This window comes from Mesorhizobium sp. WSM4308, assembly GCF_002294905.1.
Taxonomy (GTDB): Bacteria; Pseudomonadota; Alphaproteobacteria; order Rhizobiales; family Rhizobiaceae; genus Mesorhizobium.
In genome coordinates, this window is record NZ_NSFW01000005.1 from 334,184 (window position 1) to 351,502 (window position 17,319).

Consider the following 17,319-nt stretch of genomic DNA (forward strand, 5'->3'; position numbering starts at 1 on the left):
GTGCCCGTACCGAGCGCGAAAGAGATACCCATGCCGCCTGCCATCGGCTCGCAGCTTGCTGCGTTATCAGGACAACTGGGCCAGCCGCGGCGATCGCTGCGAAAAGATATTGACTGTATAGTTAGTTATAATTAATCCTGACGCAGACCACCAAGTCGGCCAGCTGGCATCCGCCGGTGAATGGCCGCGAAAAAGGGGAATATTTTGACAGCCAGCCGGCCCGCCTTGGGCCGAAGGGCACAGCCACGCTTGTTCATCAGCAGGAGACGGACCGAGGCGTCGACGCAGCCGGTCCCAAAAATGGGAGCACTAGCATGAACTGGAAACTGACCGCGGCGGCCGTCGGGCTTTCGCTGCTCGCCGCAGCCGGCGTTGCCCGCGCCGATGGCGAACTCAACATCTACAATTGGGGCAACTACACCAGCCCGGACCTCATCAAGAAGTTCGAGGAGACCTACAAGGTCAAGGTCACCGTCACCGACTATGATTCCAACGACACCGCATTGGCCAAGGTCCGCCAGGGCGCGTCCGGCTATGACATCGTCGTGCCGTCGGCCAGCGTCGTGCCGGTCTGGATCAGCGAAGGTCTGCTCCTGGAGACCGACCCCAACAAGATGGAGAATTTCAAGAATGTCGATCCGCGATGGGTCGATGTTCCCTTCGATCCGGGCCGCAAATACACGGTTCCGTGGCAGTGGGGCACGACAGGCATTTCGGTGAACAAGTCGGTCTATTCCGGCGATCCGAACACCTCGGCGATCTTCCTCGACCCGCCGCCGGAGCTTGTCGGCAAGATCAATGTCGTGCCCGAAATGGGGGACATCATGTTCCTCGCCATCGCCTATGAGGGCGGCAAATATTGCACCAACGACATGCAGGTGCTGAAGAAGGTGCACGACAAGCTGGTCGAGGCGAAGGCGAAATGGCTTTCGCTCGACTACGCGGCTGTCGACGGCCTGGGCCGGGGCGACATCGCCGCCGGCGTCAACTGGAACGGCATATCGCTGCGCGAGCGGCTGCAAAACGACAAGATCGTTTACGGCTACCCCAAGGAAGGGTTTCCGATCTGGATGGACAATGTCGCCGTTCTCAAGGACGCCAAGAACGTCGAGAACGCCAAGCTGTTCCAGAACTTCATCATGGATCCCAAGAACGCCGCGATGATCTCGGCTTTCGCCCGCTACGCCAACGCCATCAAGGGCTCCGAGGCTTTCATGCCGGACGACATGAAGACGGCGCCGGAAGTGGTCGTTCCGGCTGAATTTGCCGCCAAGGGTCAGTTCATGCCGGCCTGTCCATCGGATGTGCAGGCGCTCTACACGAAGATCTGGACCGACCTCCAGAAATAGCGTCGCCGGACCAACCCAACCACAGTCACCGGGCCGCGGCGTGCGGTCCGGCAACCCTCCATGCCAGGTGCGGTCTCGCGATCGCGGGAGATTTCCGATGTCCGATCTCGACCTCTGCTACATGCCGGCCCATGAGGCGCTGCGACTGTTCAAGGCAAAGAAACTCTCGCCCGTCGAACTGATGCAGGCCACCATTCGCCGCGCCGAAGCCACCAGACCGGCGATCAACTGCTTCACCTTCACGCATTTCGAAGAGGCGATGAAGCTGGCCGCCCGGGCCGAGGCGAAATACGCCAGGGGCGCCAGGACCGGCGCGCTGGAAGGCCTGCCGATCGGCATCAAGGATGAGAGCTACATCAAGGGCAAGCCGACCTCGCATGGCTCGCTGCTGTCCAGGGACGCCATAGGCGGCCACACCTCGACGATGAACGAGCGCATCATGAAGGCCGGCGGCATCGTGCATGCCCGCACGGCGACGCCGGAATTCAGTTGTGCCGGATACACCTGGTCGAAGCGGTGGGGGGTGACTCGCAATCCGTGGAATCGCGATTTCACGCCGGGCGGCTCTTCGGGCGGCGCTGCGGCAACGCTCGCTACCGGAACATCATCGATCGCCACCGGTTCGGACATTGCCGGATCGATCCGCATTCCGGCCTCGGCCTGCGGTCTCGTCGGCTACAAGCCGCCTTACGGTCGCAATCCCGACGAGCCGCCCTTCAACCTCGATTTCTACTGCCACACCGGGCCGCTGGCGCGAAACGTCAGGGATGCCATCCTGCTGCAGAACGTCATGGCCGGACCGAGCCCGCTCGACATCGCCACGCTGCGCCCCAAGCTGCGCCTACCGCTCGACTACAAGCCGATCAAAGGCTGGAGAATAGCCTTTTCCATGGATCTCGGTTCCTTCGAGGTCGACCCCGACGTGCGCAAGAATACGCTCGCCGCCTGCGATGTGTTCCGTTCGCTCGGCGCCACGGTCGAGGAAGTCGATCTTGGCTGGGACGACGGGGTGCTCAAGGCCGGGATGGCCTATCTCGAGCACCTGTTCGGCGCGTCGCTGTCGCAACTGCTTGCCGAGCACGCCAGCGACATGACCAGCTATGCCCGGCGGTTTGCCGAGGACGGGCAAAAGTCCAAGGCCACCGACTTCGTCGCGACGCTGGACGTGGCGGCCAGGATGTACCAGACGCTCGGCCCGCTGCTGGAGACCCACGATGTGCTGATCTGCCCGACAAACGCGCTGCCCGCGGTGCCGGCGGAGTTCGACCAGACCAGGGACACGGTCGAAATCAACGACAGGGAGGTGAACCCCTCGCTGGGCTGGGTGATGACGACGCCGTTCAACATGCTGAGCCGTTGCCCTGTTCTGTCCATACCGTCGGGCCACGCCGCAAGCGGCGTGCCGACAGGCATCCAGATCGTCGGCCGCACCTATAGCGATGCCGATGTCTTCCGGGCCGGACTGGCCTATGAAACGGCCCGGGGGCAATGGTATGGGAGCACCGGGACGCGCCCGTCGCTCTGAGCGATTTCCGCGATGAGCCGGCGTGCCATATGGCAAGGCAATCTATGTGGCGGGATATCTCCGCCATGGGTCCGAAAGGCCTGACGAAAATGGCGCAACGCAAGGCAACCGCAAAGCCGGAGAAACGCAAGCCCGCGACGACCAAGGGCGCGGCAAACGATGCCGTGCCGCCCAAGGACCGCCGGCGCGAGCGCGGCGAAGCCAGCGTGCAGCGCATCATCGACGCCACCATCGAGCTCATCGCAGAGGAGGGCCTGGCAAGCCTCACCATGCAGCGCATCGCCGAACATGTCGGTTCGTCCAATGCGCTGGTGGTCTTTCATTTCCGCAGCAAGGAAAACCTGTTCCGGGCCGTGCTTCAGTATCTCAGCGATCAGTATGATGGGCTGTGGATCAGCCTGGTGCGGGCGCCCGGCCTGTCGCCGGTCGAAAGGTTGCTGGGCGCCGTCGATTGTGCGCAGCGTTTCGCCCGGCAGCATCCGAAATGGGTCTCGGTCTTTGTCGTGTTCTCAAGCGACCGCAAGAGCATGCAGATCTACAATGAGATCGGCCTGCCGAGCGATCTCGCCTACACCGCCGAAGCGCGCGAACTGCTCATCGAGATTTCGCGCAGCGGCGGCTACACCGGCGTCGACATCGACACCTTGTCGGAGAGCCTGAATTATCTGGTTCACGGCGCATGGTACTGGGATCATCTGAACCCTTCGAGCCGCGACACCAATGTGCTGCGCAAGACCATGCTGCTCCTGTTGCATCAGGCATTTCCGCGGCATTTCGAATTGATGCCGTAGCTGTTCTCAGGGCCGCAGATGGCAGCCGGCTTGGCGTTTCTGCCCCAGATACTCGTCGATCAGCTGGCGGTAGCGCACCTTGCCGAAGCTCGGGAAATGGCCGCCATGCACGACCGAGACGTCGAGCTCGCGCATGGCGAGCAGCGTCGCCATGTAGTCTGGAATATCCGAGTGATAGACGTCGTCGATCAGCGGGCCGTCATAGATGATGTCACCAGACAGGAGGACGCCGGTCTTCTTCTCGTAGAGCGCGATGCCTCCGGGTGAATGGCCCGGTGTGTGGATCACCTCGAAGGCGCGGTCGCCGAGATCGACGATGTCGCCATGTTCGAGCAGACGGTCGGCCGGGGCAGGCAGGATCCGGTAGCGGGACGACTCCCAGCCCTGCGGCAATCCATCGAACATATCGTCGGTCGCATAGCGGTCAGCCACCGTCCATTCGTTGCGTGGATCGGCGAGGATTTTTGCTTCGGCCCGGTGCACACAGCGGTCGGCAAATTCGTGATGGCAACCAATATGATCGAAATGCGTATGGCTGGCGACGCAGGTCAGCTTGCGTTCCGTGACCAGCGGCACATGTGTGCGCAGGCTGAAATGGCCGAGGCCGGTGTCGAACAGAAGGTCACGGTCGCGGCCGCGCACATGCCAGATGTTGCAGCGGAAGAACGGCTTGATCCATGGCTCGTGGATCAGCGTGACGCCGTCGGCCATGCGGATGGTCTCGTACCAGTCTGGTGCGTCGATGACCGGAAGAGATCCCATTTCAGTCCGCCAAGACGATGATCTGGTCGGTATCGCACGAAACGGCAACCGTGTCGCCGGATTGGACGGTGGCGGTCGCCGGCAGCTTGGCGATGAATTGCAGCGAGGGGTCTTCGACGGAGGCGGCAAGCACGCGCTTGAAACTGCCCTGGAAGACGACATCGCTCACTTTCGCCATGCCGAGGCTTGCGGTGCCGGCGGCTCCGCCGAGCATGAGATGCTCCGGCCGGATGGCCAATGCAACGGCTGAGCCCACGGGCAAGGCGCTGCGCACCAAAACCGGGCCGGCCGGCGTCGAGACGGTGCTTGTCCTGTCCCCGGCTTCCGTGACCTTGCCGGCAAGGATCGTGCTTTCGCCCATGAAGGTCGCCGAAAAACGCGTCGCCGGCCTGGCATAGACGCGCTCGGGCGGCCCTTCGTCCTCGATGCGGCCGTCATTCATCACCACGCAATGGTCGGCCAGCGCCATCGCTTCTTCCTGGTCGTGCGTGACATGGATGAAGGCGGTGCCGACGCGCTTCTGGATCGCCTTCAACTCGTCCTGCATCTGCCGGCGCAATTTCAGATCAAGCGCGCCGAGCGGCTCGTCGAGCAGCAGCACCGCCGGCTCGATGACCAGCGCCCGCGCCAGCGCCACGCGCTGCCGCTGGCCGCCGGAGAGCTGGTGCGGCTTCTTGTCGAAGGCGGAGGCCAGTCCAACCAGCGCCAGCGCCTCGCGCGCCTTTGCGGCCCGCGTCGTGCCGTCGACGCCCTGCATGCGCAGCCCAAAGCCGACATTGCCGCCGACGCTCATATGCGGGAACAGCGCATAGTCCTGGAACACGGTCGTCGTCGGGCGCCTGGCCGGCGGCACCGCGGTGCAATCCTCGCCGCGAATGAACACCTTGCCTTCGCTGGGCATGACGAAGCCGCCCAGAATGGACAACAGCGTCGTCTTGCCCGAGCCCGATGGCCCAAGCAGGATGGTGTAGCTGCCGGGCTCGATCCGCAGCGACACGTTCTTCAGCACGGCCAGCTGCCCGAAACGGTGCGAGACGGCGCGGATGTCGACCAGAGGCGCGGTCATGCTTTTCTCCGGCGCAGCAATGTCAGTTCGAACAGCACGACCAGCACGATGGAAACGGCGAAGACCAGCGACCCGACGGCGTTGGTTTTCGGGTTGAGGCCCGAGCGCAACAGGTTCCAGATTTCCACCGGCAGCGTGGTGTCGAAGCGGGTCAGCAGGAAGGAGATCACGAATTCGTCCCAGGAGAAGGTCATCGACAGGAAGAAGCCGGCGAAGATGGCCGGGGCCATCACCGGCACGGTAATGAGCAGCAGCACCTTCCATTCCGGCGCGCCGAGATCGCGCGCCGCCCGCTCGATGTTGATCTGGTGGTCGCCCATCTGGCTGTAGATGATGGCAAAGCACAGCGGCAGGTTGATCACGACATGGCCGATGCCGGCGGCAAGCAGCGATTTCGGTACGCCGGCCCAGTTGAACAGCACCAAAAGCCCCATGCCGATGATGAGATAGCTGACGGTCAGCGGCAGCGTGATCAGCCCGCGCAGCAGGCCGGAGCCCGGCAGCACGAAGCGCGCGAACCCCCAGGCGCAGAGGAAGCCGAGCGTAACGGCGGTGGCCGAGGAGATCGACGCCACCAGCAGCGAATTGACCAGCGCCGAGGTCAGCCTGACATCGGAGAGCACGGCCTCGTACCAGCGCAGCGACGGGCCGGTGAAGGGCGGGATCGGAAACGACGTCGCCTGCAGCGAGAACAGCACCAGCACCACCACCGGCAGGAAGATGAAGCCGTAGAGGGCAAGCGCGTAGACCCACGAAGCGACGCGAACCAGCTGGCGCATTTCAGGCCCGCTCGATCTTCAGCCAGCGCGCGCAGGCGAGATAGGCGATGGTGACCACCGCCATCAGGATGATCGACAGCGCCGAGGCCAGCGGAAAGTCGCCGCGCCGGCCGATCTGCATCATCACCAGCTGCGGCATCAAAAGCTCGTTGTTGCCGCCCAGGATCTGCGGCGTGATGTAATCGCCAATGCACAGCACGAAGGTGAGGAAGGCGCCGACCATGATGCCCGGCAAGGTCAGCGGCAGGATGACATGCATGAAGGTGCGCACCGGCCCAGCGCCGAGATCGGCGGCGGCCTTGCGGTAGCTCGGGCTGAGCTGCTTGAGGTTGGCGAAAATGGTCAGCGTCAGCAGCATGACGAAGAAGTGCACGAAGCCGGTGACGGTGGCCAGCCGCGTGTTGGCGAGCTGCAGCGGCTCGGTGATGAGGCCGGAACCGGTGAGCGCGCGGTTGATGACGCCGTTCTGCGCCAGCACCAGCAGCCAGGAATAGGAACGCACGACATAGGACGTCCAGAACGGCAGCACGGCCAGCATCAGCGCCAGCCGTTGCCAGCGTTCCGGCACCTGTTCGGCGAGGATCCAGGCGAAGGGATAGGCGAGCAGCACCGAAACCACGGTGACGATTGCCGTCACCTCCAGCGAGTTCACCATTGCCTGCCAATAGGAGGGGTTGGTGAAGAACTGGCTGTAGTTGGAAAGCGTGAAACCGCCGCCTTCATGCGCCGTGAGGCTCGAAAACCCCATGGCGATGAAGGGCAGCACGAAGAACAACAGCGTCCAGCCGAGCGCCGGTGTCACCAGCGCCCAGGGCAGGGCGCGGCCCGCCCGGGGCAGGGCGCGGCCCGCCCGGGGCAGGGCACGGCCCGCCCGGGGCAGGGCACGGCCCGCCCGGGGCAGGGCACGTCTGCTCTTCGCGCTTGAACTCACGAGCGGCAACCGATCACTTCGCCTGCAGCATTTCGGTCCACATGTCCTGCATCTTCTTGTCGAGATCGGCGTTCGGCGCCGGATAGGCCTGGGCGCGGGCGAGGAAGCCCGGCTGCTCGTCGAAACGCAGCACCTTCTTCTGATCGTCGGTCAGCGCCGCCTTGGCGTTGGCGGGCATGCCCCAATAGCAGGACGAGGTCGCAAGGCGCGCCTGGCCTTCCGGGCTCATAATGTACTGGATGAATTTGAGCGCCATGTCCTTGTTCTTGGAATCCTTGAACATGGCCAGAGACTGCGACCACAGCACCGCACCCTCCTTGGGGATGGAGAAGTCAAGCGCCGGGTTCTCCTTGGCCAGCCCCGCCGTCACCCATTCGCCGCCGCCGACCAATATGTCGACCTCGCCCGTGGCAAGCGCCGTCTGGCTGGCGGTCACTTCGCCGACCAGCTTGGCGTTGGCCTTCATCTTGAGAAGCTCGTCCTTGAGGGCGGGCAGGTCGGCTTCGGTCAGCTCGGCCGTCTTCTTGCCGATGGCGAGTGCCGCCATGCCGATGACCGGCAGGTAATAGTCGTAGATGGCGACCTTGCCCTTGTATTTGTCGCTTGTCAGCGATGCCATGGACTGCATGTCGGCCGGATCGACCTTGGTCTTGTTGAAGCCGATCGTGTTGTAGCCGAACTTTTCGGTGATGCCGTAGCGCTTGCCGCCGACCACGGTGGAGCCGTCCATTTTCACTTGCGCGAAGAGGTCGGCGAAGGGCAGCTTGTCCTCGGGCAGTGGCTCGAACAGGCCCTTTTCGACGCCGCGCGGCACGTCGATCGAGTCGATCACCATCACGTCCCAGTCGCCGGGCTGCGACTGCTCGACGATGGCGAGGCCGGCGCCGGTGCCTTCAAACTCCTTGACGTTGACCTTGACGTTGTTGGCCTCTTCGAAGGGCTGCAGCAGGGCCGGATCGGAATGGTCGCACCAGATCAGGGCGTTGAGATCGGCGGCCTCGGCGAGGCTGCCCGCGCCAAGCAGCAGGGCCGTGGCGGCGCAGGCGGCGTGCAGATGGCGCTTCAAGATGGAAAGCGGATTCCCGGATGCGGATTTGATGGACATCGAGTGTTCTCCCTTGCCTTTGTGGCTTCTTGCAAAAAATTGAACCAATTCTAAAATTGAGTCAATTCTGTTTTTGTGGCAAGAGGCAGCTATGAGCGGATTGCGGGCAAGGCAAAAGGCGGACCGGCACAGGCGCATCATCGAGGCGGCGGCGGCGCTTTTCCGCGAGGCCGGCTACGAGGGCGCCAAGATCGAGGCGATCGCCGCGCAGGCGGAAGTGTCGATCGGCACGATCTACAATTACTATGAGAACAAGGGCGACATCCTGGGCGCCATCGTTTCGCTGGAGGTCAACGAGGTGCTCAATGCCGGGCGCGGTGTCGTCGCCAGGCCGCCGGCCAATGTCGGCGATGCGCTGGACACGCTGATCGGCATCTATATCGAGCATTCGCTGCACTATCTCAGCAAGGAGATGTGGCGGCAGGCCATGGCGATCTCGACGCAGCTTCCCGACAGCCCGTTCGGCCAGGCCTACACCGCGCTTGACCGCTCGCTCACCGAACAGATCCGCGCGCTGATCGCCCGGCTGCAGGAAATCGGGCTGGCGCGCCAGGACATAGACGGCGCAGCACTCGGCGAACTGATCTTCAACAACATGAACATGATGTTCATCGAATTCGTGAAGCGCGACGAGGCGAAGATCGCGGAACTGCGCGCGGCGGTACGCCGGCAAAACCGGATTCTGGTGGCGGCGATCGGGGTGTGATTGTCAGGAACAGGCAGCAGAATCGATTTTGGGACCAAGTCGCGGCTCAACCCTCTTGAGTCGAATCCGAAATCGATACAACCCCTGGGTGCATTTCTAGGGGAGGGGTGAATGCAGTTTTCCATCTGGCATTGGGCAATCCTTCTGTTGCTGATCGGCGTCCCCGTCTTCTTTGCGGTTCGATCCGCCATCAAGCCCTCGCAGAATCCGGCGGATCCCGTCGGGTTCGGAGGATGGCTAATGCTTCTCGCGATCGGTCAATCCTTGTCGCCATTGCGCACGCTTGTCGCAATAGGGTCCTCGAGCGATGGCTACAACCAACTCATGCTGGTGCCGAACGGACCCATGGTGGTCTATGGCGAGATTGCCCTGCTGCAGGCGTTTCTGGTGCTGCAACTGGTGGTGGTCGTTGCCATGCTGAGGCGGAGCCCTTGGTTCAAGCAGTTGTTCCTCGCCCAATGGCTTGCAATCCCGGTGGTCTTCATCCTGGACGCAGCCTTGGTTTCCACGGTTTTCGGGATTCGGGTCGGGCAAGTGGTCACCGGAAACGCGATTGCGACGTCTATAGCCTCGTTTGCCATGTCCGGACTCTGGGTGGCTTACGTCTACAGATCCGTCAGGGTACGCAACACGTTCACCAGGGTCAGGGCATCCGCCCAGGTCGCGAACGCTTCGTAGAAGGCGCGCAATGCTGCGAGAGCGCGTTCAACAAGGCTTGGTGGGGCGGCCTGTCGAAGCGACTATAGCCGACATAAGCGTTGCGCTGCTGGTGCCCCGGACGGGATCGAACCGCCGACCTTCGGTTTACAAACCAAAAGCGCGTTCAGCACAGCCTTTAAGAGGTTATGGACTGTACACCACGCCAGTATGGCCGTGCCGGGAAACCGTCTTCATCCTAAAACGGGGAGGCGCCTGGCCGGCGGGACAGGTTCTTGTTCAGGTTGCAGGAACGAAAGTCTTGGTGGGAAATGCCCTCTCCATCACATCCAGGAAAGCGCGAACCTTCGCACCGATAAGCCGTCGCGAACTTTGGAGCGCCCAGATCTCGACAGGCGGACCGGCATCAGTTCCCCAACAAACAAGGCGGCCCGCCTCGATATCGCCTACGACAAGAAGCTTCGGAAGCAATGCCGCGCCCGCACCAGCCAGAACGGCATCGCGCACCATCAGCAGAGACGAGAAGCGCAGGATCGGCTCGGGCTTCAAAAGGATTTCGTCCTCAAAATCGGATTTGATGCGCCAAACCACGTTCAGCGACGTTGCGCTCAGCAAAACGGCCTTTACCGGACTCGGTCTGCCGCCCGGCACCGGCTGAGGGCGCGGCATGTCCGGCAAGGCAACAATCAGCCGCTCGTCATTGAGAAAACGGCGACCGATGAGCCGTTCATCCGGTGAAGGATCGATCCGGATTACAAGGTCGTAGCCATCCTCGACCGGATCGACCTTGCGATCCTCGGCAACAATCTCAAGCTTGACCTCCGGATAGGCGAGAGCGAAACGAGTGCCGATCATGGGAAGCGCCACATGTGCGAAAACCACGGGAGCGCTTATCCGCAGCCTGCCTCTCGGGGTCGACGCACCCAAGACAATCGCCTCTCCCGCCTCCGCGATTTCCGCCATCAATCCGTCCGTGCGCTCGTAAAGCGCTCGCCCTTCGTCCGTCAGTCGCAGGCTCTGGGACCCACGCTCGATCAGCCTCACGCCGAGGCTATGTTCGAGTTCGCTCACATGGCGCGACAATGTCGCCTTGGATCGGCCGGAGATACGACCGGCCCGGCCGAAACCGCCGTGGGCGGCAACGAGATTGAAATCGGCCAAGGCTTCTAGATCCATGACATGTTCCAATATTGAGACGACCTGTTCCGATCATGCCACCTACCACTCAAGATTGGAACGTTTATCTTTCCCTCGACACGCACAAACAGGAGTTTTCACAATGGCTATTTTGGTAACCGGAAGCACCGGGACCATCGGGTCCCAAGTCCTGGCCCACCTACAGGGGCGAAACGTCGAGGTCCGCGCGCTGACGCGCTCTCCTGAAACAGCGCAACTGCCCTCGGGCGTGACCGCGGTCCGCGGTGACCTCGCTGATCCGGATTCGATCCGCGCGGCGCTGCAAGGCGTCAGCACTCTGTTCCTGCTCGCCCCGAACGTCGCCGATGAATTGACCCAGGCCATGCTGACCCTGACGGTCGCCCCCGAGGCCGGCGTCAAGGGCATCGTCTATCTCTCGGTCTTTGGCGGCGATGGCTATGCCGATGTGCCGCATTTTGCGGGCAAGTACACGGTCGAGCGGATGATCGATGCGCTTGACCTGCCCGCAACGGTTCTGCGTCCCGCCTACTTCATCCAGAACGATCTTCGTCAGAAGGACGGACTTCTGAAGACCGGCATTTATGGCTCGCCGATCGGCAAGAAAGGCGTCTCGATGGTCGATATCCGCGACATCGGCGAGGCTGCCGCGATCGAGCTGGTGCGCCGCGAGCAGGCAGTAGCGCCACTCGGCCGCGCGACCTACGCCCTGGTTGGTCCGGACAGCCTGACCGGCGACGGTATCGCCACCATCTGGAGCGAAGCCCTCGGCCGCGCGATCCGCCATGGCGGCGACGATCTCGTCGTCATGGAGCAGCGTACGAAGACCATGGTGCCGGCCTGGCATGCGCTCGACCTGCGCCTGATGTTCAGCCGGTATCAGACGGAAGGCGCGGTGGCGACCTCTGACGACATCGAGCGCTTGACCAAACTGCTCGGCCACGCCCCCCGCTCCTATGCCGCTTTTGCCAGGGATGCCGCCTCCCAGTGGGCGAAGGGCTGAGCCCGCACTTTACCCCCAACCAAGGAGACCTGCCATGATGACGATCCATCCCCTCTCGCCTGAAGATGCTCCTGCGGTAGCCGCGATGCGACAGGCGGCCTCGGCCCATAAGGGTGAGAAACTCGGTCCCGAGGCGCGACCGATGTTCGACGCCATGTTTGCCGCAACACCCGCTGCGGCGGATGTCCAGGTCGAGGCTGCGACGGTCGGAGGCATTGCCGGCTTCTGGCTTCGGCCGGTGAGTGCACGATCGGGCGCGCACATCCTCTATCTTCATGGTGGTGGCTATGTGCTCGGCTCAGCCGAGGCGCTCACCAACTTCGCGGGTCAGATCGCATCACGTGTCGGCGCCGATACCTTTGTCCCTGACTATCGGCTCGCACCCGAATACCCATTCCCGGCAGCCATCGACGATGCGGTCGCCGTCTATCGCGGTCTCGTTGCGGACGGCGCCGAACGGATCGTGGTTGTAGGTGACTCTGCTGGCGGCGGTTTGACGCTGTCGCTGCTGTCGGTCCTCGCTGCCGACAAAACGAACGGCACGGTGCAACCAGTCGGCGCAGCGGTGATGTCGCCCTGGACTGACCTTGCGCTCACCGGTGACAGCCTCGAGACCAGGGCGGAGGCGGACCCGATCTTCACGGGCGGCGTGCTCCAGGGCTTCGCGGACATGTATCTTCAGGGCCAGGATGCGAAGAACCCGAAGGCATCACCGCTCTATGCTCGGCTGAACGGCCTGCCGCCGATCCGGATCGATGTCGGAGATGACGAATTGCTGCTCGCGGATTCCGTGCGCTACGCCGACCGGGCGAGGGCGGCAGGGGTGGAGGTCACGCTGTCGGTCTGGCAGGGCATGCCACATGTCTTCCAGTCTTCCCTCGGCCACTTTCTCGCGGCCGAGCGCTCGGTGGACGCCATCGTTGACTTCCTCCGCCAGCGGCTCGTCGATACTTCCCCGTCCAACAGCACAGCTTCGGGGGCTTGAAATGAAAATTCTGGTATTGGGCGCCACTGGCGCAACCGGCCGGCTGATCGTCGCTAAGGCCATCGCGGAGGGACACAACGTCGTAGCCCTCGTTCGTTCCAAGGCAAAGGCCAAGGACCTCACCGGCGCCGAGCTCGTCGAAGGCGACGCCCGCGATACCGCCGCGCTAACTCGCGCCATCGCTGGTTGTGACGCCGTCGTCAGTTCATTGGGCACCGCCATGAGCCCGTTCCGGGAGGTGACCTTGCTCTCAACGGCGACGCGCGCGCTGGTCGGCGCTATGGAGCAGCAGAACATCCGTCGGCTGGTGTGCATCACTGGCCTCGGCGCCGGCGACAGCCGCGGCCATGGCGGTTTCTTCTTCGACCGGTTGTTCCTGCCCCTGATGCTGGGGAAGGTCTATGAAGACAAGGATCGGCAGGAAGATGCGATCAGGGGCAGCACGCTCGACTGGACCATCGTCCGGCCGATGGTGCTCAACGACAAGCCTTCGCGCGGTCGCATCAGGGCGTTGACCGATCTGTCAGGCGTACATGGCGGGACGATCGCCCGAGCCGATGTCGCGGATTTCGTTGTTCAGCAACTCACTGCGGATACGTGGCTGCGCAAATCGCCCCTGATCACTTGGTGAAGGTCACAAGGGCGTGCCCCTGACTGGATGGATATCCTTGACGGTCGGCGCATTGAGGCGGCAAGCCTTGCCCCCGAACGATATCCCACTTTCCGAACCCCGAAACTTTATGGAGAATTCCAATGACGCGAATACTATTTGTCGGCCAGAAACCTGAAACAGTTGACTTCTCGGACCCGTCATTGCCGCCCGGCTTTAATGCCGAAAAGATCAACGCCGGGATCGCTTTGGGCGTGGCGAAGATTGAGGAACGGGGGTGGCAGGGCGATACCTGCATGATCACGCCCGATGCCGCCGGATTTGCTGACCTCAAAAGAGCTCTGGGCGATGGTGCGTATGATTGCGTGGTGATTGGAGGCGGCCTCAGGCTGCCGCCTAAGAGCCTACTGTTGTTCGAAACCGTGGTGAACATCATCCACAGGGCGGCGCCGAACGCCGCGATAGCCTTCAACACGAGACCCGAGGACACCGCAGATGCCGCCGCCCGTCAGCTCCCAATGGGTTGACGGGCAGCGCATCGGCTAATCCTTGATGGCCTGTGAGCGGGGCAGATGGTGCCGGACCAAGGCGTTTTACGCCGGCAAGTCGTAGGTGCCGGGGCTGTTGGGCGTGGCGCGCCACTCGGGCTGACGTTCAGGGTTCGCCTTGGCGAGCGCGCTACGGACGCCCTTGACGTCATAGTCCTTGAGATAGCCCGGCGAGCCCGGCTGCTGACGCCAGGATTCCGCGATAGTGCCGGCGTCCACTGCGTCGAAGCCGATCCCGTCGATCAGCGCCATGGCTTTGGACTTGGCCCGAGCGTCATCACCCGCCACCGCCAGCGCGATGCGGTCCGCGGAGCCCGCCGGCTTGGCGCCCGGTAGGAGATGGGTCGCTTCTATCGTGTTGAACGCTTTGACCACCGGACGCCCAAGGTGCCGCTCGACCCATTCGCTTTCGGTGTTAGCGTCCTCAATTCCGTCCAGATGACCGTCGCGCTGTCGTGGATAGTAGTTGGTCGTGTCGATGACGACGACGTCGGCTGGCGTGGACGCGAACAGTTCGCGGGGCAGACTAGGGATTTTGATTGTAGGAACGGCGACGACCACGACGTCCTGGCCGCGGACAGCCTCTTCGATCGCAGCGGCCCGCGCGCCGGTTTCCGCCGACAGGTCCGCCAGAGACCCTGGTCCGCGCGAATTGGAGATCGTGACCTCGTGCCCTGCGGCCTGGAAGAGATGGGTGAGTGCGCTGCCGATATTGCCAGCGCCAACAATGCCGATTTTCATGTTCGTACCTTTCGAAGATGTGGGGATGAGAATGCTGACAAGCTGTATGGACCCTTGCATTCGATCGATAAATGGCGGCATGAAGCCGACTCTCCCAACCAGGAGTGTGGAATGGATCGTCTCGCCAGCATGGCCGCATTCGTGAAGGCGGCAGAAAGCGGCTCCTTTGCAACGGCGGCATCGGCGCTCGGCATCTCACCGCAGATGGTGGCCAAGCACGTCACCTATCTGGAGGCACGTTTAGGCGCACGCCTGCTCAACCGCACAACCCGAAAGCAAAGCCTGACGGTGATCGGCAAGTCCTACTACGATCGGTGCAAAGTGGCGCTGGCCGAGGTCGACTGGGCGGATGCAATTGCTGATGAGGCCAGGGGTAAACCGCGAGGGCTCTTGCGCGTCAATGCGCCGGTTTCATTCGGAGCTCACTGCGTGACACCTGTGGTCGCACGATATTTGAGCAGCCACCCCAGTGTCGATGTCGACCTGGTTCTCAACGACCGCTTTGTCGACCTTATCGACGACGGGTTTGAGGCGGTGTTCCGGATCGGTCCTCTCGGGGAGTCTAACCTAGGGGCGATAGAGCTCGCACCCTTTCAGACGATTGCCTGCGGGTCGCCTGCATACCTAAAAGAACGAGGGATGCCCTCGATCGTATCGGATCTGGTCAATCATGAATGCCTGCTCTTCGGCAACTGGCCCGAACCAACGTTCAGCGATTGGCTCTTTGTACGGGACGGTCTCATCTCAAAGGCCCTGGTCCACGGCCGTCTCAAGGTCAACAACCCCGCTTCGTTGCTGGAGGCGGCGCTCGCAGGTTTCGGCTTGGCGTTGATCGGAGAAGAGGCGGTGCGCACGCACCTCGCGACCGGGCAGCTCGTCAGAGTGTTGCCGAACTACGAAACGCCTCCGCGTCCCATTCATCTGCTGTTTCACCCTGATCGGCGACAAACGCCGAAGCTGAAGACCTTCATCGAAATGGTGGTGGACAAGCTGGGCCGGAATGGTCAGGACGGCCGCAGACGCCAACAGGGAGAATGACCCAGTTTGGATATTCTGCGGCCAGATATCGGTGCCGAAGATTCGTACGAAAAGGCCGGTCTCCGTTACACAAAATCTTACACAAACGCTCGGTAGCCCGGTCAGTGGCAGAAGGCGGGATTCCAAAGGGTGCTAAATTGCGCAGGCAAAAGAACGGCTTACGGCTTGAGAACTGGTGCCCCCGGACGGGATCGAACCGCCGACCTTCGGTTTACAAAACCGCTGCTCTACCAGCTGAGCTACAAGGGCACGGCGCTCCGGTAGCATATTTCGTGCGCCAGTAAAGACAAAACTCCGTTTTCGGTTACCCCGGCGGTGGATGACGCCGCCGCCGGGCCGGCCCATGCTGAAATCCACGAGCGCACTTCCTACATATCATGAAGGTGCAATCGCTTCGGACTGGAGTGTCGCATGATCAGGCTTGTCATCATTCTCCCCCTCGTCGTCATCGCCTGGATGCTGCTGGTCAAGCTCATCAGCGACGTCAGGAAAGCCAATGTCGACTGGACCGGCGTGACCACGATCATCGGATTCATCGCGCTCGCCTTCTGGCTTCGCCACATAACCGGCATGGGATGAGCGTGCGGAGCGACTAGTGAGTAGTGGGTAGTGGGGCCGGGATCCCCGTGATCCTGCCCTCGCTACTCGCTACTCGCTACTCACTACTCGCTACTCACTACTCACTACTCACTACTCATTCCTCACTCCTCACTCTTCCTTCCGCCTCGCCGAAGAAATCTCCTCGATCTTTCGAACCTTTTGACAGGCCGCGCCGACTGATCTCCAGAGGCGAATGGTCGCCTCGGTCAAGGATCCAGGAGATCATCATGTTCAAGCGCATGCTCACTTCAGCTGTCGTAGCCGTTTTTCTTGCCACAGGCGCACTGGCCGCCACCGTTCAGACGTCGTCGGCTCACGGCATGCATCATCACCATCATTACTACTACGACGACGACTACTATGGCGACTACTGGTGGTACCATCACCACCACCATCACCGGCATCATCACCACGGCAGGGTGGTTATCATCCTTTGATACCAAGGCCTGTTGCGTTCGAAGGGCGGCCTCGGCCGCCCTTTTGCATGTTCCGTGGGCCCAAGGGCCGGGACCCGGCAGCATCTGCGCAAAAAAAGTCAAAAAAGCCTCGAACCTTTTCCTGTGCGGCAGCGACAGATGATCAAGAGGCGGATGGATCGCCTCGGTCAACGAAGCAAGGAGATCATCATGTTCAAGCGCACACTCGTTTCCGGCGTCATCGCCACCACCGTCGCAGCCACCACGCTGGTCGGCACCGTTCAGCCTTCGGCGGCTCATTCGCATCACCACGACCTCGGAATCGGCATCGCCGCCGGCGTGGGCGGGTTCGTCCTTGGCAGCCTGCTTGCCCAGCAGCCCCCGCGCACCGTCTATGTCGACGAAGACGGCGGTTCCTGGCATGTGCGTCGCTGCCTCGATCGCTACTCGAGCTACGATCCGGACTCCGACACCTACATCGGCTACGACGGCTACAGCCACTACTGCCGGCTCTGAGAGAGGAGGATCGTCAACAGAGAAAGGGGCTCGCGC

At 62.3% G+C, this 17,319-nt stretch carries 20 protein-coding genes and 1 tRNA gene; 13 read left to right on the top strand and 8 right to left on the bottom strand.

Going from position 1 to position 17,319, the window contains the following annotated elements; translation table 11 throughout:
• Positions 1-314 precede the first annotated feature (314 nt).
• The 3 genes from CK227_RS12135 (at position 315) to CK227_RS12145 (ending at position 3,665) form a co-directional block, all read left to right on the top strand.
• Positions 315-1,349, top strand: coding sequence for an extracellular solute-binding protein (locus CK227_RS12135; RefSeq protein ID WP_095770256.1), 1,035 nt, complete (start codon positions 315-317; stop codon positions 1,347-1,349).
• Positions 1,350-1,446: 97 nt separating this feature from the next.
• On the top strand, positions 1,447-2,874 hold the full coding sequence (locus CK227_RS12140) for an amidase (protein ID WP_095770255.1): 1,428 nt from the start codon (positions 1,447-1,449) through the stop codon (positions 2,872-2,874).
• 65 nt (positions 2,875-2,939) lie between these two features.
• Positions 2,940-3,665, top strand: a complete 726-nt coding sequence (locus CK227_RS12145; RefSeq protein ID WP_245317930.1) for a TetR/AcrR family transcriptional regulator — start codon at positions 2,940-2,942, stop codon at positions 3,663-3,665.
• A 6-nt stretch (positions 3,666-3,671) separates the two neighbouring features.
• Here the strand turns inward: CK227_RS12145 and CK227_RS12150 are convergent, their stop codons facing one another.
• The 5 genes from CK227_RS12150 to CK227_RS12170 all read right to left on the bottom strand — a co-directional run bounded on the left by CK227_RS12150 (position 3,672) and on the right by CK227_RS12170 (position 8,308).
• Positions 3,672-4,427 carry an MBL fold metallo-hydrolase gene (locus CK227_RS12150; RefSeq protein WP_095770254.1) on the bottom strand — a complete coding sequence of 252 codons (756 nt, stop codon included), beginning with the start codon at positions 4,425-4,427 and terminating at the stop codon, positions 3,672-3,674.
• A 1-nt stretch (position 4,428) separates the two neighbouring features.
• Positions 4,429-5,493, bottom strand: a complete 1,065-nt coding sequence (locus CK227_RS12155) for an ABC transporter ATP-binding protein (RefSeq protein ID WP_095770253.1) — start codon at positions 5,491-5,493, stop codon at positions 4,429-4,431.
• Positions 5,490-6,272, bottom strand: coding sequence for an ABC transporter permease (locus CK227_RS12160; RefSeq protein WP_095770252.1), 783 nt, complete (start codon positions 6,270-6,272; stop codon positions 5,490-5,492). The genes CK227_RS12155 and CK227_RS12160 overlap by 4 nt, the downstream gene beginning before the upstream one ends.
• Before the next feature lies 1 nt (position 6,273).
• Positions 6,274-7,074 carry an ABC transporter permease gene (locus tag CK227_RS12165; protein WP_210251498.1) on the bottom strand — a complete coding sequence of 267 codons (801 nt, stop codon included), beginning with the start codon at positions 7,072-7,074 and terminating at the stop codon, positions 6,274-6,276.
• A 142-nt stretch (positions 7,075-7,216) separates the two neighbouring features.
• Entirely contained in the window at positions 7,217-8,308 is a 1,092-nt protein-coding gene (locus tag CK227_RS12170; protein WP_095770251.1) for a spermidine/putrescine ABC transporter substrate-binding protein, read from the bottom strand.
• Between the two features lie 91 nt (positions 8,309-8,399).
• On the opposite strand from CK227_RS12170, the gene CK227_RS12175 reads away from it, so the two are divergent.
• Positions 8,400-9,014 carry a TetR/AcrR family transcriptional regulator gene (locus CK227_RS12175; RefSeq protein ID WP_095770250.1) on the top strand — a complete coding sequence of 205 codons (615 nt, stop codon included), beginning with the start codon at positions 8,400-8,402 and terminating at the stop codon, positions 9,012-9,014.
• A gap of 111 nt (positions 9,015-9,125) precedes the next feature.
• A complete protein-coding gene (locus CK227_RS12180; protein ID WP_095770249.1) occupies positions 9,126-9,692 on the top strand; it encodes a DUF2569 family protein in 567 nt (188 codons plus the stop codon).
• A gap of 258 nt (positions 9,693-9,950) precedes the next feature.
• On the opposite strand, the gene CK227_RS12185 is transcribed toward CK227_RS12180, so the two are convergent.
• Positions 9,951-10,847, bottom strand: coding sequence for a LysR family transcriptional regulator (locus tag CK227_RS12185; protein WP_095770248.1), 897 nt, complete (start codon positions 10,845-10,847; stop codon positions 9,951-9,953).
• Between the two features lie 103 nt (positions 10,848-10,950).
• Here CK227_RS12185 and CK227_RS12190 point away from each other — a divergent pair, with 103 nt between their 5' ends.
• The 4 genes from CK227_RS12190 to CK227_RS12205 all read left to right on the top strand — a co-directional run bounded on the left by CK227_RS12190 (position 10,951) and on the right by CK227_RS12205 (position 13,951).
• Positions 10,951-11,829, top strand: a complete 879-nt coding sequence (locus CK227_RS12190) for an NmrA/HSCARG family protein (protein ID WP_095770247.1) — start codon at positions 10,951-10,953, stop codon at positions 11,827-11,829.
• Between the two features lie 34 nt (positions 11,830-11,863).
• Positions 11,864-12,814: an alpha/beta hydrolase gene (locus CK227_RS12195; protein WP_095770246.1), complete on the top strand. Its 951-nt coding sequence runs from the start codon at positions 11,864-11,866 to the stop codon at positions 12,812-12,814.
• 1 nt (position 12,815) lies between these two features.
• On the top strand, positions 12,816-13,445 hold the full coding sequence (locus CK227_RS12200) for an SDR family oxidoreductase (RefSeq protein ID WP_095770245.1): 630 nt from the start codon (positions 12,816-12,818) through the stop codon (positions 13,443-13,445).
• Between the two features lie 122 nt (positions 13,446-13,567).
• Positions 13,568-13,951, top strand: a complete 384-nt coding sequence (locus tag CK227_RS12205) for a hypothetical protein (RefSeq protein ID WP_095770244.1) — start codon at positions 13,568-13,570, stop codon at positions 13,949-13,951.
• A 66-nt stretch (positions 13,952-14,017) separates the two neighbouring features.
• On the opposite strand, the gene CK227_RS12210 is transcribed toward CK227_RS12205, so the two are convergent.
• Positions 14,018-14,794 (bottom strand): NADPH-dependent F420 reductase, encoded by a 777-nt coding sequence (locus CK227_RS12210; protein ID WP_245317929.1) that lies wholly within the window; start codon positions 14,792-14,794, stop codon positions 14,018-14,020.
• 30 nt (positions 14,795-14,824) lie between these two features.
• On the opposite strand from CK227_RS12210, the gene CK227_RS12215 reads away from it, so the two are divergent.
• A complete protein-coding gene (locus tag CK227_RS12215; RefSeq protein ID WP_095770242.1) occupies positions 14,825-15,751 on the top strand; it encodes a LysR family transcriptional regulator in 927 nt (308 codons plus the stop codon).
• Positions 15,752-15,924: 173 nt separating this feature from the next.
• On the opposite strand, the gene CK227_RS12220 is transcribed toward CK227_RS12215, so the two are convergent.
• Positions 15,925-16,000: transfer RNA gene (locus CK227_RS12220), tRNA-Thr, on the bottom strand.
• Between the two features lie 162 nt (positions 16,001-16,162).
• Here CK227_RS12220 and CK227_RS12225 point away from each other — a divergent pair.
• The 3 genes from CK227_RS12225 to CK227_RS12235 all read left to right on the top strand — a co-directional run bounded on the left by CK227_RS12225 (position 16,163) and on the right by CK227_RS12235 (position 17,283).
• On the top strand, positions 16,163-16,330 hold the full coding sequence (locus CK227_RS12225; RefSeq protein ID WP_095770241.1) for a hypothetical protein: 168 nt from the start codon (positions 16,163-16,165) through the stop codon (positions 16,328-16,330).
• 248 nt (positions 16,331-16,578) lie between these two features.
• The gene (locus CK227_RS12230; RefSeq protein WP_095770240.1) at positions 16,579-16,788 is read left to right on the top strand and encodes a hypothetical protein; all 210 of its coding nucleotides are present in this window, start codon (positions 16,579-16,581) and stop codon (positions 16,786-16,788) included.
• Between the two features lie 189 nt (positions 16,789-16,977).
• Complete coding sequence (locus CK227_RS12235; RefSeq protein WP_095770856.1) at positions 16,978-17,283, top strand: BA14K family protein; 306 nt, start codon at positions 16,978-16,980, stop codon at positions 17,281-17,283.
• Positions 17,284-17,319: the final 36 nt, after the last annotated feature.

Bases quoted from the DNA above. Each gene is read 5' to 3' on its own strand.
- CK227_RS12155 (WP_095770253.1), bottom strand. From the start codon at position 5,493: ATGACCGCGCCTCTGGTCGACATCCGCGCCGTCTCGCACCGTTTCGGG.
- CK227_RS12175 (WP_095770250.1), top strand. From the start codon at position 8,400: ATGAGCGGATTGCGGGCAAGGCAAAAGGCGGACCGGCACAGGCGCATC.
- CK227_RS12135 (WP_095770256.1), top strand. From the start codon at position 315: ATGAACTGGAAACTGACCGCGGCGGCCGTCGGGCTTTCGCTGCTCGCC.
- CK227_RS12160 (WP_095770252.1), bottom strand. From the start codon at position 6,272: ATGCGCCAGCTGGTTCGCGTCGCTTCGTGGGTCTACGCGCTTGCCCTC.
- CK227_RS12190 (WP_095770247.1), top strand. From the start codon at position 10,951: ATGGCTATTTTGGTAACCGGAAGCACCGGGACCATCGGGTCCCAAGTC.
- CK227_RS12150 (WP_095770254.1), bottom strand. From the start codon at position 4,427: ATGGGATCTCTTCCGGTCATCGACGCACCAGACTGGTACGAGACCATC.
- CK227_RS12235 (WP_095770856.1), top strand. From the start codon at position 16,978: ATGTTCAAGCGCACACTCGTTTCCGGCGTCATCGCCACCACCGTCGCA.
- CK227_RS12145 (WP_245317930.1), top strand. From the start codon at position 2,940: ATGGGTCCGAAAGGCCTGACGAAAATGGCGCAACGCAAGGCAACCGCA.
- CK227_RS12195 (WP_095770246.1), top strand. From the start codon at position 11,864: ATGATGACGATCCATCCCCTCTCGCCTGAAGATGCTCCTGCGGTAGCC.
- CK227_RS12140 (WP_095770255.1), top strand. From the start codon at position 1,447: ATGTCCGATCTCGACCTCTGCTACATGCCGGCCCATGAGGCGCTGCGA.
- CK227_RS12230 (WP_095770240.1), top strand. From the start codon at position 16,579: ATGTTCAAGCGCATGCTCACTTCAGCTGTCGTAGCCGTTTTTCTTGCC.
- CK227_RS12225 (WP_095770241.1), top strand. From the start codon at position 16,163: ATGATCAGGCTTGTCATCATTCTCCCCCTCGTCGTCATCGCCTGGATG.
- CK227_RS12200 (WP_095770245.1), top strand. From the start codon at position 12,816: ATGAAAATTCTGGTATTGGGCGCCACTGGCGCAACCGGCCGGCTGATC.
- CK227_RS12205 (WP_095770244.1), top strand. From the start codon at position 13,568: ATGACGCGAATACTATTTGTCGGCCAGAAACCTGAAACAGTTGACTTC.
- CK227_RS12180 (WP_095770249.1), top strand. From the start codon at position 9,126: ATGCAGTTTTCCATCTGGCATTGGGCAATCCTTCTGTTGCTGATCGGC.
- CK227_RS12210 (WP_245317929.1), bottom strand. From the start codon at position 14,794: ATGCCGCCATTTATCGATCGAATGCAAGGGTCCATACAGCTTGTCAGC.
- CK227_RS12215 (WP_095770242.1), top strand. From the start codon at position 14,825: ATGGATCGTCTCGCCAGCATGGCCGCATTCGTGAAGGCGGCAGAAAGC.
- CK227_RS12185 (WP_095770248.1), bottom strand. From the start codon at position 10,847: ATGGATCTAGAAGCCTTGGCCGATTTCAATCTCGTTGCCGCCCACGGC.
- CK227_RS12170 (WP_095770251.1), bottom strand. From the start codon at position 8,308: ATGTCCATCAAATCCGCATCCGGGAATCCGCTTTCCATCTTGAAGCGC.